Origin of the sequence: Acinetobacter sp. Ag2, from assembly GCF_001005515.1 — a bacterium.
Taxonomy (GTDB): domain Bacteria; phylum Pseudomonadota; class Gammaproteobacteria; order Pseudomonadales; family Moraxellaceae; genus Acinetobacter; species Acinetobacter bereziniae.
Genome location: NZ_LBNA01000055.1, coordinates 126,847 through 141,983 on the forward strand (window position 1 = coordinate 126,847; position 15,137 = coordinate 141,983).

Below are 15,137 nucleotides of genomic sequence, written 5' to 3' on the forward strand. Positions count from 1 at the left end.
ACGTTTTAGTATGTTTTTATAAAGTTAAAATAAAACAATAATATATGTTAAAAAATTATCGAATAAAAAGCGGCATGATTTCTGCTCATGACATAGCTAACGAACACGATGTCGTGAAATGTTTAATTATTGAGAACTATTATGTTAGTTGAGTTTTTATGGAGAATTCCTGTTCATGGGGATGGTCGTCGAGCACATCAGTTACATACTCGTGGTGAATGGAATCAGTTAAATCCAGCAATTCAATCTCCACAACGCGTAGCACCGCAACATGAAGATCATTTGTTTGCCTACTATGATTATGTACAACAAGTGGCAAAAGCGGCTGATATTGTTGGCTTCCATGGCGCATTGATTCCCGCTTTTCCTCATACTGAAGAGCCTTGGGTATTGGCTTCAGCATTAGCAAGGGAAACCAAACGACTTCGACTGTTGATAGCGATTCAGCCGTGGTTTATTCATCCAGCCTATGCCAGCCAAATGGCTGCCAGTTTACAGCGGTTAAGTCAGGGGCGAGTAGAGTGGAATGTCATTTCAGGTGGAGGCGGTGCGCAGCAACGTGCTTACGGTGATTTTATTGAACATGACCAGCGCTATGCACGGACCAACGAGTTTTTGGAGTTTGTAAAAGGTTATTCACATCATGCTCCATTTGACTATGATGGCAAGTTTTTTCATGTTGAGCAGGGTGGGTTGAGATACCCAATGAATCAATATGATGTACCTCGGTTATGGTTGGCTGGTGCGAGTGATGCCGCCTTACAAGTCGCAGGACGTCATGCTGATATTCACCTAACTTGGGGTGAACCTGTTGAGCAGCAGAAAAAAGTCATTGAACAGGCGCTAGCATTTTTTGAACAAAACTCGCCTGATCGTAAAGTTAAATTTGGTATGCGTATTGATATACTGGCACGGCCTACACAAGAGCAAGCTTTTCAGGAGCTTAAACAGATGTATGAAACTATTACTGTTGATGGTCATGCATTTGAACGAAAAGATACAGAGTCGGTTGGTGCAAAACGTCAACAGGCTTTGGCACAGGGCAATCGTTTCGAAGACTTATTTGTAAGTCCAAATGTTTGGGCGGGTATGTCCAATGTACGTGGCGGACCTAACTGTATTTTAGTAGGTAGCTATGAACAGGTTGCAGAGCGTTTGCAAGAATATATTGATATTGGTGTTGGTCATTTCATCTTAGCCAGTAACCCTCATTTGGAAGAAGCCTATCGGGTAGCAGAAGAGGTCATACCACTGGTTGGATATAAATTAAAATAATAAATTTAGATCCCTTTGAGATATCAAAGGGATCTTGTTGTTTGAACAGCATAACACTGTCTGAAAACCAACATATTAAATATAGAAAATTTAAAAAAACATCTATTAAAAATCTATAAATCAAATACTTATTTTGTTGGCACGACTTGTGCAATTTTTTATTCAATATTTTATTTTTCGTTTAAAACCCTATGAGTGAACTAATATTTAACTCGCATAAACGGGCGCTGTTATTTGAACAATATGCACCTGAAGCTAGTTCAAACAACATAGCAGATCCGTTTACACAGCATTCCTTGGAGCTTACCCAGCCATCACCACCTCGCTTGAATAAAGTGTTGATTGCGATTATTGCAGTTGCTTCTGCGCATTTAGGAATTTGGTATATCGCAAAACACTTGCCTACACCGACTTTGGACATTCATAAGCCAGAACTTGTGGTGATTGAAATTGTAAAACCTGAAGAACCACCCAAAGTGATTGAACCTAAAATTCCTCCTGTCACAGAGAAACCTAAAATTCCACCGGTTGTGCAAAAGCCAAAACCAATTTCTAAGCAGGTCGAACAACCCAAACCTGTACAGAAAACGGTGGAGCAACCTAAACCAGTCGCAAAAACAGTCACTCAGCCAACACCGAAAAAAGTTGAAGAGGCTGTCGTGACCAAAGAGGTAGCACCCGCACCCGTACAGAAAGTAGTTGAACCTGTGAAGCCGGTCGATGACAACTTACCCGTGACTGAAGCGAAAGGATATGCAGGTTATCTGAGTAATCCTGCACCCGAATATCCAGAACAAGCACTCGAACGTGGTTGGGAAGGTTCCGTGATTTTAAGAGTCAAAGTATTGGCAAATGGTAGCCCTGATACCGTCAGTGTTAAGCAAAGTAGTGGCAAAAAACTTTTAGATAGCGCTGCTGTGAGAACAGTAAAGCAATGGAAGTTTTCACCCGCTTTAAAAGGTAAAACACCTGTAGAAGGTTGGGTCGATGTTCCCATTCATTATCAATTACCGAAATAAATTTAAACTTATAGATTAAGAGGATATTTACATGACTGACATTAATTCGTTGATCCATGATGGCACCATTTGGTTATTGGTTGCTTTCTCTATTGTGACTTGGGCACTGATTGTAATTAAAGTAGTTCAGACTCAAAGAGCAGCAAAACAAGATAAACGCTTCGTAGAAGAATTTTGGAAAGCAAAAAATTTATCTGATGCCCTAATTAAATCTGAATCGGGTGAAGGACCAGCAGCACGTGTTGCAAATGCAGGTTTTAAAACTCTAATTGAAGCAGATGAAAAAACACATCATGACTTGCAAAATAGTTGGAGCCGTCAGGACTTACTGGAACGTCACTTACGCAAACAAATTTTAACTGAGCGTCGTCAATTGGAGAAAGGTTCAGCGCTATTGGCGTCTATTGGTAACAATGCACCTTTTATTGGTTTGTTTGGGACAGTATTTGGGATCATTCATGCATTACAGGCGATTGCCCATTCAGGTAACGCAAGTATGGATGTCGTTGCTGGACCGATTGGTGAAGCATTGATTGCAACAGGAATTGGTATCGCCGTTGCTGTACCTGCTGTGCTTGCATATAACTACTTTGTACGTAAAGTCAAAGCGATTGGTGCAGACTTGGATGATTTTGCAACAGATTTTGTCAGTTTAAATCAAAAGGCTGGTTTTCAATTGCCGACAGCTAAAACCAAAAATCCAGCAGACAGTACGATTCTGAATGATGCTTCAACAAAAGAAGTGAAAGAGAAAGGAGTATTTGCATAATGGCAATTTCTACCTCTCAAGATGATGATGTGGTTAGTGAAATCAACATTACACCGTTGGTGGATGTGATGTTGGTTTTGCTCATCGTGTTTATCGTCACAGCACCTTTGCTGACCAATACGGTAAAAGTCAATCTACCTAAGGCCGCACCGACTCAGTCCACTGATCAGAATAAAGCTGTCGTGATTAGTGTCAATCCACAGGGTGAGATATTTTTGGATAAGGACAAAGTGTCGCTTGCAAGTTTTGAACAAGAAATTCAGTCACGTAAGAGTAGTAACCCGAAGCTGGCTTTGAACCTGAATGCGGATGAAACTGTTCCGTATGGAACTGTGGCAAAATTATTGGCAAGTATTGAACGAGTTGGTGTAGATAAATTATCGGTGATCACTGTTCCTCAATAATTCTAGTCGTATCTTAAATAGCTGCTTCGGCAGCTTCTTTAATTTATTCTGCTGACAGAATAAAAATCCCCTCTATAAAGAGGGGAAGCAAAGTTAAACGGATGTACTTAAGCCTTCCATAATTTCTCAAAACGCCATGTTGGGAAAATAGTATGTTCTGGCGCTAAGCCTCCAATATTTTTGGTTGCTGCATCAATGGTATGGCTAAATCCCCAGATCAGCATTCCACCACGTTCATGTTGAATTTTCTGTGCTTGGATCAAATACACTTTTCGCTTTGTTAAATCTGGTTCGGCAAGCGCCTTATAAAACAACTCACTATATTCAGGATCTTTAAAATTGATTTTATTGGTTGTTGAAATCGGTGCATCATTGACAACAGCAGTAGATAAATAAGGTGTACCGACATTGGTTGCGTTACTCGACAATTGCCATTTATTGCGGTCTGACCCATTAAATGTTGCAGCATCGACTTGTTTGACTCGTATATTCACATTGGCATGTTTTGCTTGTTCTGCAAAGATCAGTGCAGGCTGAGCGCTGCCAGCTAGTGCAACAAGTTCAACACTTAAACCATCTTTAAAACCAGCTTGTGCCAATAATTTTTTTGCTTCCTCAATATTTTGCTGACGTTGGGGGAGGTTAAGAAAAGCAGGGTCCTGTGGTGAGTAGAGATCATTGGCGATACGTCCCTGACCATTTAACCCACGTTGTACAAGCTCCTCACGATTGGCAATTAAACGAAATGCCTGACGGACTTTAGGATCATTAAAAGGGGCTTGTTGTGTATTAAAGTCAAAACCATTATGGGTATTGGTTTCAGAGCGAATAGTTTGAATATGTTTCGCCTGCTCCAGAATTTTAATGTATTCAGGTGAAATGGCATTGGCGACATCAATTTGTCCTGCCAATAAGGCATTTAAACGCGAGACTTGATCTTTAAAATCAATCACTTCAAAATTGTCTGCGTAAGGTTGATCGGCTTTAAAATAGTTTTCAAAACGGGTGAAGACAGAACGTTGACCAGGAATAAACTGTTTGACTTTATAAGGTCCTGCACCGACTGGATTATGGATTGGATCAAAGTCGATAGGGACAATTCCACCAAAATTCACCCAAGTTTCAGGCAGTGCAACGAAACCGGCAATTGAATTGTTAAAGGGAATTCGAACGGTATATTCATCTAATTTTTGAATGCGATCCCGATCAATCCATTGCACCAGATTTCGAAACGGTGAAGCAAGTTTTGGGTCCGTTAAACGTTTTACTGAGAAAATCACATCATCAGCAGTAATTGTTTTACTGTGATGGAATTCTAGACCTTTACGTAGACGAATGGTCCATTCACTCGCATGATGATTGGGTTCAGCAAATTCAGCCAAGGCAAGACGTGGGAGCATATTTTCATCCCATTCCCATAGCTTGTTATATATGGCAAAACCTCGGGTAATTCCTGCGCTTGAAGTTGACAGATGTGGATCTAAACTGCCTGACTGTTGTCCACCAATTAGACCCAATCGAATCGTTCCACCATGTTTGGGAGTGAGTGAAGATGGGCTCTGTACTTCAATACCCGTTTGTGGTGATTGATCGCAACCAGACAAGCTCCCTATTAAAGATACACCACCTACTGCGGTAAGACTTTGTGCTAAAAACTTTCGACGTGACAATAGAATTGATCGACTTGTCATTATAAATACTCATATTGGATAATCATCTTTATGGACTTGCAGAATAAATGCCAATAATTTATTTATATTTATCAGTATCTTATTTTATTGTGGTTTTTGTTTACTGTCTTTATTTCAACAAATCTGTTGAAAAAGTAAACATTTATAAAATTGATATTTAAATATATAAAAATTAAAAACTATTAAATCAATATCTTGGGTGTTGTTTTGAGGCTGTTTAATGATTGGCATAGGGCTTGCGTAACGTACTGTAAATTTACTTTACTGAGTATGATATGAAGCAGCCTTTTCAATTAAAACCTCTAGTGATTGCCTTAGCATTTTCGGGGGCATCTTTACCCATATATGTTTTTGCCGAAGAAACCCAAAATACATTGGCAGATACTGAAAGTGATGTGATTACTTTGACAGATGTTGTGGTGACTGGTGCAAATAAAAAACTAACTGTTGTTCCTAAACGTAAAGTGACTTCAATCTATGGAACGGATAGCTCAGTATTAGACACACCTCGTGTAGTGTCCCAAGTATCGGAACAACAATTTCGTGAAGATGTGATCCGTAGTGCAGATGATCTTGTTAAATATGCGCCAAGTATTACCCGAGGTGGGGGACAAAATGCCAATTTCGCACCACAGATACGGGGGCAAAATTCAGAAGTCTTTCAAGATAGCCAAAGAATTTATAGTACCCGTCATCCGACCAATTTAAATGCATATGAAGCTGCTGATATTGTGGCAGGACCGACGGGAGTGATTTTTGCACCGACTTCGGGTTCAGGTGGATATATTAATTATCTCACTAAAAAACCTGACTTTAATAAAGCAGAGACAACGATTTCAGGCTCAGTCGGCTCAATCTATGCAGGAAAAGGTACAGAGCCTAATTTTTCTGTCAGTATTGATCATACCGCTCCGATCTCTAAAGAACTTGCATTTCGTGTCAGTGCAACAGCACAAAAAACTGATGATTATTATGACAATGTGAAAAATAATTTTAATGCATTTTATGGTGCATTGGCTTGGCGTCCAGATGATAGTCTACGTGTTGATTGGAATATAAGTTATGACGATTATTATGATTTTAACGTGACACATGGTTGGAATAGGGCAACACAACAATCTGTTGATAACCGTCAGTATTACAAAGGCAGAGCTACGCCAATTATTCAAAATGGTTCAGCTTTCTGGTCACCTGTATTTGAATCTGGAACTGCGAATTCCAAAGTGATTGGTTGGCAGAACCGTCAAAAGAATGATAAGAACCAATATATTGCTGTAGGTCCAGTTCAAACAACACCATTACCTAGTGCAACAGCAGATCAGGCTGGAACAATTCGAGGTTGGGTCTATGATCCATCTATACCTGGTAATGGATTGGTCAAACTAGATGATAATATTTCTGGTCGAAGTGAAGATAAAAATAGTGCTAAACGATTCAGCACTCAATTAAAATTGATTAAAGATCTGAATACGCATTGGTCAGTTTCAAATAGTACGCTTTACCAAAACAATAAGGATTTAGGTGATTCGGTTGGGAGTTTCTTTACTGATTTAGAACATGAGTTATTTGATAATCGCCTCGAATTCCTCGCAGATTATGACTTCGAGCTATTTGGTCTTAAGGTGAATAATAAAAGCAGTACTGGAGGAGCATTTCGCCGTGAGGAATTTACATCTTTAGCGGCAAATAATAGTTTCAATATTAACCCTTATGATCTGACCAATGATCCTTCTCAAAAAAATCCAGGGGATTTACTAGGATTGGTCAATAATGGTAATTCAACAGGAAGTTGGATTGGACAGGCTGGTGTTCCTCAATATTCTCAATACTTTGGTTATTTAAATTTGCCAAAAATGTATCCAGTCGGGCATGGTTTTTATGCTGAAAAAGGTGGTTTTCCTCCCAATGGTGGTGGTGCTGTTTATACAGGAACTGGATCTTGGGATACATGGAGTATATTTAGTCAGCAAAACTTTACTTTTAATGATGTGTTTGGCATTAATCTTGGGATTAATCACAGTTCAATCAAAGCCAAACTTGAAAACCCGTTGGTCTTAGCGCCGACAGATGTCCATTCAGATCACAATAAATATAGTTTGCTTAGTTATCAAGCCAGTACATTTATCAAGCCAACAGAAAAAACTACACTGTATTTTACTTATGATAAGAGTACCGCACTCAACACAGGTGTTTTTGGTCCATTTCTTATTTGGGGGGCAGGCAATCAATTGAATCCTCTGGCTTTTGACAGCCAAAGTGAATTAAAAGAATTAGGATTTAAATATGAGCCGATCATCGATCAACTATTTCTCACATTAAGCGGATTTGAGCAGAAGCGAGATTTATCACCTGATACAAATGGCAATATGGCACGCTTCGAAGTCAAAGGGATTGAATCTTCACTACGCTGGCAACTACAAAAAAATATTGCGATAGGTGGGAACTTAACCTATTTGAATGCTGAATATACTTCAATTATTCCAGCAGGATTTTCTCCCTTTGGCTTCCATGCAGACAATGCGACTGTCTGTGGGGACAGTAATGGGTTAAACCAGCGTAAAGCAGGTCGGTATGATGCAGCGGGTATTCCAAAATACTCTGCCAGTGCTTATGTAGATTATCAACATCAGTCAGGTTTTGGTGTAAATCTCTCAGGGTGGTGGACAAGTAACTGGTATACCAATTTAAGCCAGACGGTTAAGGTTCCAAATAACTATAATTTAGATCTGGGATTATATTATCGACAACCACAATGGACTGTGGGCTTAAATATTTTGAATATAACCAATGAACGCAATTTTGTGAATGGTTTAGCTGGCGCAAATAGTGAATTCTTACAGCCAATGCGTCCACTCACAGTGCAGGGACAATTTAGTTATAAATTTTAAATACATGAAATATTTTTAATGCTTAATAGTCATACAATTGTATGGCTATTTTTTCTTACATATTTCAAAAATAAACAATGTTGAAATAACAGCAATAACACAGAGAAAAGTGTTTATCTATCAGCAAAACTTAATCATAAATTTTACTTTCGTTTTTTAAATTATTGATATTTATATAGTAAATTGAATGGCATGGAAGTTGCGATTATAAGAATAGATTTATATAAATGGAGTCACCATGTTTAAGGTCACAAAAATTAGGCAGAGTATTTTAACTGCTATGTGGGGAGTAACAGCGAGTGTTTCGACACTGGCTTTGGCAAGTGAAGAGATTGATACAGGCATTACAGCTGAGCAACAAGCACAAGTGACCAATGCAAAGGATGTCAAAAAATTAAGTGATGTGATTGTAACTGCGCAATATCGAGCACAAAATATTCAAAAAGTTCCAACCGCGATTACGGCTGTTTCTGGTAAAGATTTGGCTGCCAAGGGCTCAACCTTTATTGGTGATGTTTTAACGTATACACCGAATGCAGCAGCGGAAAATCCAGATGGTGATAGCCGACCACGTTGGTATATCCGTGGTTTGGGTACAGGGGACGTTGCTGCATCGACTGTATTTCCTGTTGGAATTTATGCAGATGGCGTTTATTTGAATGCACCTGTTGCAGGAGCGGGAGACTTATTTGATCTAGAGCGTATAGAAGTTCTACGTGGACCGCAGGGAACGCTTTACGGTAAAAATACAACAGCAGGAGCGGTCAATTATATTTCCAAAAAGCCAACATTTTCAGAAAAACCAAATGGCTATGCAACGATAGGGGTAGGTGATCATAATCTACGTACCTTTGAGGGTGCGGCGAATGGCAAAGTATCAGAAAATATCGCGGTTCGAGGTGCTTTTTATTCTGAAGATCGTGATGGTTATGCAAAAAATTTAGCGAATGGCGAAGATTATGGTGGTGTCGATAAGAAATCTTTCCGTTTTCAGATTTTAGGTAAAGTGAATGATCAATGGAATGCATTAGTTAATTTACATAGCCAAACCTACAATGGTTTAGGAAATAATGGTTCCTTAAGTATTGGGAAATACTGGGGAGTCTATGAAAGACCAGAGGGACGCAACACCAATTTAGATTTAGATGAAAGTAATAAAATTCAGCATGATGGTGCTTCATTCACTTTAAATGGAGATTTAGGCGGAGGCTACAATTTCACCTCAATTACTGCCTTTGACAAGACCACACAAAAGTCGATTTCAGATGGTGATTACACTCCTTATGATGTTGCACGTAGTTATAGCGATAATGAATGGCGTCAATATAGCCAAGAGTTTCGGATTTCGTCCGATGCGAACAAACGTTTAAGTTGGATTGCAGGTTTGCATTATTTTAACGAAGAATTAGATTCTACGGGTGTGAGTGCACGTGTAAACAAAACATTGCCGAACGGTGCTGCCTCACAGACGGCATCAACCCCTGCATTTAGAGACATTACTTATAATCAAGCCACACAAAGCTTTGCTGTATTTGGAAATAGTACCTATAAATTTACAGATAAATTTAAGGTGACTGGCGGATTACGCTGGACCAGTGAAGAAAAAGATATCGATCTCGACCTGACTCAAATTACCACAGGTGATTATTCCAAAGGTAGTTGGTGGAAAAAAGATGGGTATAGCAATGCCGTCTATAACCCAACTCCAAATGCGAATGGTTCAACAAACCGTAAGAAAACATGGAATGAGTTGACCTATGACATTACCCCAGAATATGAAATTACACCTGATTTAAATACATATTTCAGATTTGCACGTGGTTTCCGTTCTGGCGGTTTTAATACAGGTTTATCTAGTAGCCTAACCCAACTTGCAGACGTTAACCCTGAATATTTAAACAGTTACGAGCTTGGTTTGAAATCTAGCTTACTGGATGGGGATTTAGTCGCAAATGCCAACATTTTCTATTACGACTATAAAGATATACAAACCAATTTATTAGTTGCAACAGAGGGGCAAGGGGGCGGTGTTACTTCAGTTTTAGCCAATGGACCAAAAGCAGAAGTGAAAGGTGCAGAGTTAGAGCTTGATTATTTAGCCACTGAAAATCTACGTTTACGTTTTGCTGGTGCTTATTTAGATAGTGAATATACGGACTTCGTTGACAAGAACCCGGTAACAAATGTAGTCAATGCTGACAATACTGGGAACAGTTTAGTCCGCTCACCAAAATATACTATCGGTGTTGGTGGTGAATATACCTTCAATTTAAATGATGGTGCTCGTATCGTTGTTGGTACTGACGCAAGCTATCGTGACCGTGAATATTTCTTGGTGAATCGTCAAGACTATTCGGTTGATCCAATCCTTAGCCAAAAATCGTATACCTTGTGGAATGCCAATATTGGTTATCACAGCGCAAATAATAAATATCAGGTCAATACCTATGTTAAGAATTTGCTGAATGAAGAATATCAGGTACATGGTCGTCCAAATGGCCCAGCAGGACAATATGTTTTAACCTACGGAAACCCACGTCAAGTTGGTGTTTCTCTCACAGCCAAATTCTAATTCTTATACGGAGAACATCATGGGAATTGAATTTTTTACTCGCTTACCTTTGCATGGCGAAGCTGAATTTTTAGCAGGCGATCCTCGTAATCGTGGTGATTGGGCGCGCGTATCTGGTGTGGAAAATACTGGCGCAACGTCCAACTATCAAGTGGGTGATGACTTTACTTATATTGACTATTTAGCACAGGTGGCCCGCGCTGCAGAAATCAATGGTTTCGCAGGTGCTTTGATGGTCAATGCACCAACAGGAGAGGAACCTTGGACTGTTTGTTCGCTATTGGCCAGAGAAACCAAGCGACTGAATTTTGTGACCGCATTCCAGCCTTATCACTTTAGTCCATACAATGCGGTACAAAGTGCGGCGACCTACCAACGTGCAACAGGTAACCGCTTAGTATGGAATATTATTAATGGTGGATCTGAGGTGATTCAACGTCAGGTTGGAGATGTCACACCTCATGATGACCGTTATATCCGCGCAACTGAGTTTCTCGATGTTGTAAAAGGTTATTGGTATAACGAATCATTCCATTATCAAGGCAAATATTATTCTGCTGAGGGCGGGGGATTGAAGTATCCACTCAATAAAGCTGAGTTACCCATCATTTGTACAGCTGGCTCTTCTGAAGCCGCACGAGAGTTTGGCGCAAAGCACGCAGATTATTATTTAATGCGCGCTGAAAAACCAAGTGAGATTGCCGGATTGATTGCGGATGTGCGTAAACGTGCTGCGAAGTATGGTCGTGACAATATTAAGTTTGGTTTATCCATTGATACAATTGCTCGACGTAGCGAACAGGAAGCTTTGGCAGAGGCGCAACGTTATTTAGATGAGGCAGCAGAGAAGCAACGTTTGCATGCTTCAGCTGCTCATGCAGGACTCAGATCAGCGCGAGTACTCAGTTTTGAAAAAGAATATGCGGATAAAGATGGCAGCAAAAATGTGAATGATTTCTTCATTCATCCCAATGTTTGGTCTGGCTTTGGCTACATTGGTATCCCTCCGGGTGTTGCTTTGGTGGGTAGCTACCAACAAATTGTTGAACGCATTAAGGAATATAACAGTATTGGAATCGACTTGTTCTTCCTTGCCGGTTATCCGCATTTAGAAGAAGCTTATCGCTTAGGTGAACATGTTCTGCCACATTTCAAAAACCAACGTCAGACATTACAGCGTATATCCGAAGAATCAAAGTATCGTATTGCCTAAAGTTTAACTCAATCATATAGAATCAAGGCTTCGAATAGAAGTCTTGATTTATTTTATATAAATCATAATCTTAATCTTTGTTAAAGATCAATAATGTCATATTCAAAAAAATAATTGGTAATCATGTGAATAAACGAATTATTCACATGAGTCTGGATAACGTATTTAATCAGTGCAGTATCTTATTTAGCTCAGCATAATAAAGCGCTGAATGAATGTACGAGCAATACATAAACAGATTGTTCAGGCGCAGATATGCTCCTGACCCATCACTCCTAATCAATGCTCTAAAGTATTTGCAGATGAATGGCTGGCTAATGAACGTAAATCAGAGCCAGAAGGTGCTTGATAAATTCTTAAGCCAAATTCAGGAATAATTGCCATCAAATGGTCAAAAATATCAGATTGAATTGCTTCATAGTCATTCCATACCGTTGTATTGGCAAATGCGTAGATTTCAAGCGGTATGCCTTCACTGGTTGGCTGCAACTGACGAATGATCAGCGATTGGTTTTTTGCAATACCTGAATGTTGTTTTAGGTAAAACTCAACATAAGCCCGAAAGGTTCCGATATTGGTCAGGCGACGTTGATTATAGATCGACTGATTTTCAAACTGCTGATTAAAAGTCTCTAGCTCAGATTGCTTATTGTCCAGATATTGATCCAGCAATAAGAAAGCTTTTAATTTCTGTTGTTCTTCCTGAGTAATGAAGTGAATACTGGTTTGGTCAATAAAGATAGATCGCTTGATCCGTCTTGCACCCAATAACTTCATACCACGCCAGTTTCTAAAGGTATCCGTCACCAATTTATTGGTCGGAATTGTAGTAAAGGTTTTATCAAAATTTTGCACAGTGATGGTATGTAGCGACATGTCAATCACATCACCATCAGCATTGAGTGAAGGCATTTCAATCCAGTCACCAATACGCACCATGTCATAAGAAGAAATTTGTACGGATGCGACCAAAGAAAGAATGGTATTTTGGAAAACCAATAGCAATACTGCTGCCATAGCTCCAAAACCTGCCAGCAGAGTAAATACGTCTTTCTTCAGGAATGTACCCAATACCAGTAAACCACAGACGATAAATACGATCAGTTTGACCAGCTGAAGATAACCTTTAATAGGTTTGTTGAGTGACTTTGGGTTACGTTGATAAAATAAGTTAAAAACGTTGAGAAGTTCACTGAGTGCAAGGGCAATCGTGAGGAAGATAAATGCTTGTGATGCCATTTGTACGAGACTGACAACTTTTACAGACAAATGCGGAACTGTGCTAATCCCATTTAAAATAACAATCGCTGGGACAATGTTTGCCACTCTTCGAATCACACTGTGTTCAGAGAAAATTTCACTATACGCAAACTTCATCTTTGAAATGAGTTTACGTATACCCCGAACAACGACTTGTTTTGCAATAAAATTTGCTAAAAATGCGAAAAAAAGCAAAATGGACAATGATGTCAGCATTTCTAACCACGGATACTGATCAGACCATTCCTGAATATTTTTAAAAAAAGCAAAGTTATCCAAAAGTACAACCTCAAAATCTCGGATAGGTCATTGTATTGTTTGTGAATGACAATATTAGATAAAAATACTTTTTAGCTACATTTGGGCATCATTTATTTACTCAATTGAATGATCACATGATTTAGTATCAATGACCCATTGATTATAGATGTATGCTTACACTTTAATTTGACTGTATGAAGCATTTGTTTTTAGATAAGTTTTATTTTAATACGCTTTATATATCTCATTTTTTTAATTCTCAGATGACAATAAGTTGAATAAATTAGTCTTATTGCTGCACATTTATTTTTAAGATTTATATCATGATTTTTTTCAATCATATTTTTATGATGATGCGATCTTCAACACAGATGTTTCTCATCATTTTCAGCTATATTATTTGCATTGGATAGGAGATGGTCTGTGATAAAAATTCTTGGAAGAGCTGATTCAATCAATGTCAGAAAATTACTGTGGTTGTGTGACGAACTCAATATTGCTTATGAGCGTGAAGATTGGGGGCGTGGCTTTCAATCCACTCAAGAAACCGCATTTTTAAAGCTGAATCCCAATGCGACCATCCCTGTTTTAATCGATGAGGATTTTGTGTTGTGGCAATCCAACTCGATCATTCGATATTTAGCCAATCAATATAATGGACAACACCTTTATCCTTTGGATGCCAAACAACGTGCTGAAGTCGATCAGTGGATTGATTGGCAAGGGATTGAATTAAACAACAGCTGGACATATGCCTTGATGCATTTGGTTCGTCACTCACCAGCACACCAAGATTTAGAAAGGGTGGAACAAAGTATTCAAGCATGGAGCAAACACATGCACATCCTAGATCAATAATTAGAAAAAACAGGAGCTTATGTCGCAGGGCAGCGCTTTTCTTTAGCGGATATTGTGATTGGCTTGTCTGTACAGCGTTGGTACCTTACACCATTTGAAAAAATAGCGTTTCCGCATGTTCAAAATTATTATGAACGTTTAAGTCAGCGTGAAGCTTATTTGAAGTGGGGCAATAATGGTCAAAACTAGTTGGAAAGCAGCTGTTTGTGTGGTGATTTAACTTGATCGAAACAAGAGAAAAGAGCTGAAAATAATTTCAGCTCTTTAAGTCTTTTAATTAAGAGGCTTGAAAATGGCTTGTGATTAGCTCGACACCTGTTGCAGCTTTGATTTGCTCAATGCTGACATCTTTCGCCAGTTCAACCAATTCGACGCCTTGTGCTGTGATGTCCATAACCCCTAGATCAGTGATGATACGATTGACAACCAATCTGCCCGTAAGTGGCAGTGAGCATTCTGGGACAATTTTGGGGCTACCATCTTTGGCACAGTGTTCCATCAAAACCACAACTTTTTGAACACCGGCAACCAAATCCATCGCACCTCCCATGCCCTTAACTTTCTTGCCAGGAATCATCCAGTTGGCTAAATCACCTTTTTCAGAAACTTCCATCGAACCTAAAATGGCAATGTTCACTTTACCACCACGAATCATAGCAAAAGATTCAGCACTAGAGAAAAATGCAGCACCCTTACGTGCAGTGACAGTCTGTTTACCTGCATTGATTAAATCCGCATCTACAGTTTCTTGAGTTGGAAACTCATCTATTCCCAATAAGCCATTTTCTGATTGAAGCCAGACATCGATATGTTCAGGAATATAGTTTGCAACCAGTGTCGGCAACCCGATACCCAAATTGACATAAAAGCCATCTTCAAGCTCTTGAGCAGCGCGCTCAGCCATTTCATTACGCGTCCAAGCCATGA

10 protein-coding genes and 1 pseudogene are annotated in these 15,137 nt (G+C 39.3%); 8 read left to right on the forward strand and 3 right to left on the reverse strand.

The genetic code is table 11. The annotated features are described in order from the left end of the window. The first annotated feature begins 141 nt into the window (after positions 1-141). The 4 genes from AAV97_RS15725 to AAV97_RS15740 all read left to right on the forward strand — a co-directional run bounded on the left by AAV97_RS15725 (position 142) and on the right by AAV97_RS15740 (position 3,467). The gene (locus AAV97_RS15725; RefSeq protein WP_046761035.1) at positions 142-1,275 is read left to right on the forward strand and encodes an LLM class flavin-dependent oxidoreductase; all 1,134 of its coding nucleotides are present in this window, start codon (positions 142-144) and stop codon (positions 1,273-1,275) included. 191 nt (positions 1,276-1,466) lie between these two features. Further along, complete coding sequence (locus AAV97_RS15730) at positions 1,467-2,294, forward strand: energy transducer TonB (protein ID WP_046761036.1); 828 nt, start codon at positions 1,467-1,469, stop codon at positions 2,292-2,294. Between the two features lie 31 nt (positions 2,295-2,325). Then, complete coding sequence (locus tag AAV97_RS15735; protein ID WP_046761037.1) at positions 2,326-3,063, forward strand: MotA/TolQ/ExbB proton channel family protein; 738 nt, start codon at positions 2,326-2,328, stop codon at positions 3,061-3,063. After that, positions 3,063-3,467, forward strand: coding sequence for an ExbD/TolR family protein (locus AAV97_RS15740; RefSeq protein WP_004829703.1), 405 nt, complete (start codon positions 3,063-3,065; stop codon positions 3,465-3,467). Before AAV97_RS15735 ends, AAV97_RS15740 begins: the two co-directional genes overlap by 1 nt. Positions 3,468-3,574: 107 nt before the next feature. On the opposite strand, the gene AAV97_RS15745 is transcribed toward AAV97_RS15740, so the two are convergent. After that, on the reverse strand, positions 3,575-5,158 hold the full coding sequence (locus AAV97_RS15745) for an ABC transporter substrate-binding protein (RefSeq protein ID WP_046761038.1): 1,584 nt from the start codon (positions 5,156-5,158) through the stop codon (positions 3,575-3,577). 275 nt (positions 5,159-5,433) lie between these two features. Here AAV97_RS15745 and AAV97_RS15750 point away from each other — a divergent pair, with 275 nt between their 5' ends. From AAV97_RS15750 to AAV97_RS15760, 3 genes are all read left to right on the forward strand, one after another. Beyond that, positions 5,434-8,046, forward strand: coding sequence for a TonB-dependent receptor (locus tag AAV97_RS15750; RefSeq protein WP_046761039.1), 2,613 nt, complete (start codon positions 5,434-5,436; stop codon positions 8,044-8,046). A 238-nt stretch (positions 8,047-8,284) separates the two neighbouring features. Next, positions 8,285-10,618: a TonB-dependent receptor gene (locus AAV97_RS15755; protein WP_046761040.1), complete on the forward strand. Its 2,334-nt coding sequence runs from the start codon at positions 8,285-8,287 to the stop codon at positions 10,616-10,618. A 19-nt stretch (positions 10,619-10,637) separates the two neighbouring features. After that, on the forward strand, positions 10,638-11,831 hold the full coding sequence (locus AAV97_RS15760; protein WP_046761041.1) for an LLM class flavin-dependent oxidoreductase: 1,194 nt from the start codon (positions 10,638-10,640) through the stop codon (positions 11,829-11,831). A 279-nt stretch (positions 11,832-12,110) separates the two neighbouring features. Here the strand turns inward: AAV97_RS15760 and AAV97_RS15765 are convergent, their stop codons facing one another. Further along, positions 12,111-13,370, reverse strand: a complete 1,260-nt coding sequence (locus AAV97_RS15765) for a mechanosensitive ion channel family protein (RefSeq protein WP_009586021.1) — start codon at positions 13,368-13,370, stop codon at positions 12,111-12,113. A 405-nt stretch (positions 13,371-13,775) separates the two neighbouring features. Between AAV97_RS15765 and AAV97_RS15770 the strand changes: the two are divergent. Continuing rightward, a pseudogene (locus tag AAV97_RS15770) lies at positions 13,776-14,399 on the forward strand (glutathione S-transferase family protein). An 88-nt stretch (positions 14,400-14,487) separates the two neighbouring features. Here the strand turns inward: AAV97_RS15770 and AAV97_RS15775 are convergent. Then, complete coding sequence (locus AAV97_RS15775) at positions 14,488-15,135, reverse strand: 3-oxoacid CoA-transferase subunit B (protein ID WP_042086687.1); 648 nt, start codon at positions 15,133-15,135, stop codon at positions 14,488-14,490. Positions 15,136-15,137: the final 2 nt, after the last annotated feature.

Excerpts from the sequence above, each read along its gene's own strand:
- AAV97_RS15725 (WP_046761035.1), top strand. The coding sequence starts at position 142 with ATGTTAGTTGAGTTTTTATGGAGAATTCCTGTTCATGGGGATGGTCGT.
- AAV97_RS15730 (WP_046761036.1), top strand. The coding sequence starts at position 1,467 with ATGAGTGAACTAATATTTAACTCGCATAAACGGGCGCTGTTATTTGAA.
- AAV97_RS15735 (WP_046761037.1), top strand. The coding sequence starts at position 2,326 with ATGACTGACATTAATTCGTTGATCCATGATGGCACCATTTGGTTATTG.
- AAV97_RS15740 (WP_004829703.1), top strand. The coding sequence starts at position 3,063 with ATGGCAATTTCTACCTCTCAAGATGATGATGTGGTTAGTGAAATCAAC.
- AAV97_RS15745 (WP_046761038.1), bottom strand. The coding sequence starts at position 5,158 with ATGACAAGTCGATCAATTCTATTGTCACGTCGAAAGTTTTTAGCACAA.
- AAV97_RS15750 (WP_046761039.1), top strand. The coding sequence starts at position 5,434 with ATGAAGCAGCCTTTTCAATTAAAACCTCTAGTGATTGCCTTAGCATTT.
- AAV97_RS15755 (WP_046761040.1), top strand. The coding sequence starts at position 8,285 with ATGTTTAAGGTCACAAAAATTAGGCAGAGTATTTTAACTGCTATGTGG.
- AAV97_RS15760 (WP_046761041.1), top strand. The coding sequence starts at position 10,638 with ATGGGAATTGAATTTTTTACTCGCTTACCTTTGCATGGCGAAGCTGAA.
- AAV97_RS15775 (WP_042086687.1), bottom strand. The coding sequence starts at position 15,135 with ATGGCTTGGACGCGTAATGAAATGGCTGAGCGCGCTGCTCAAGAGCTT.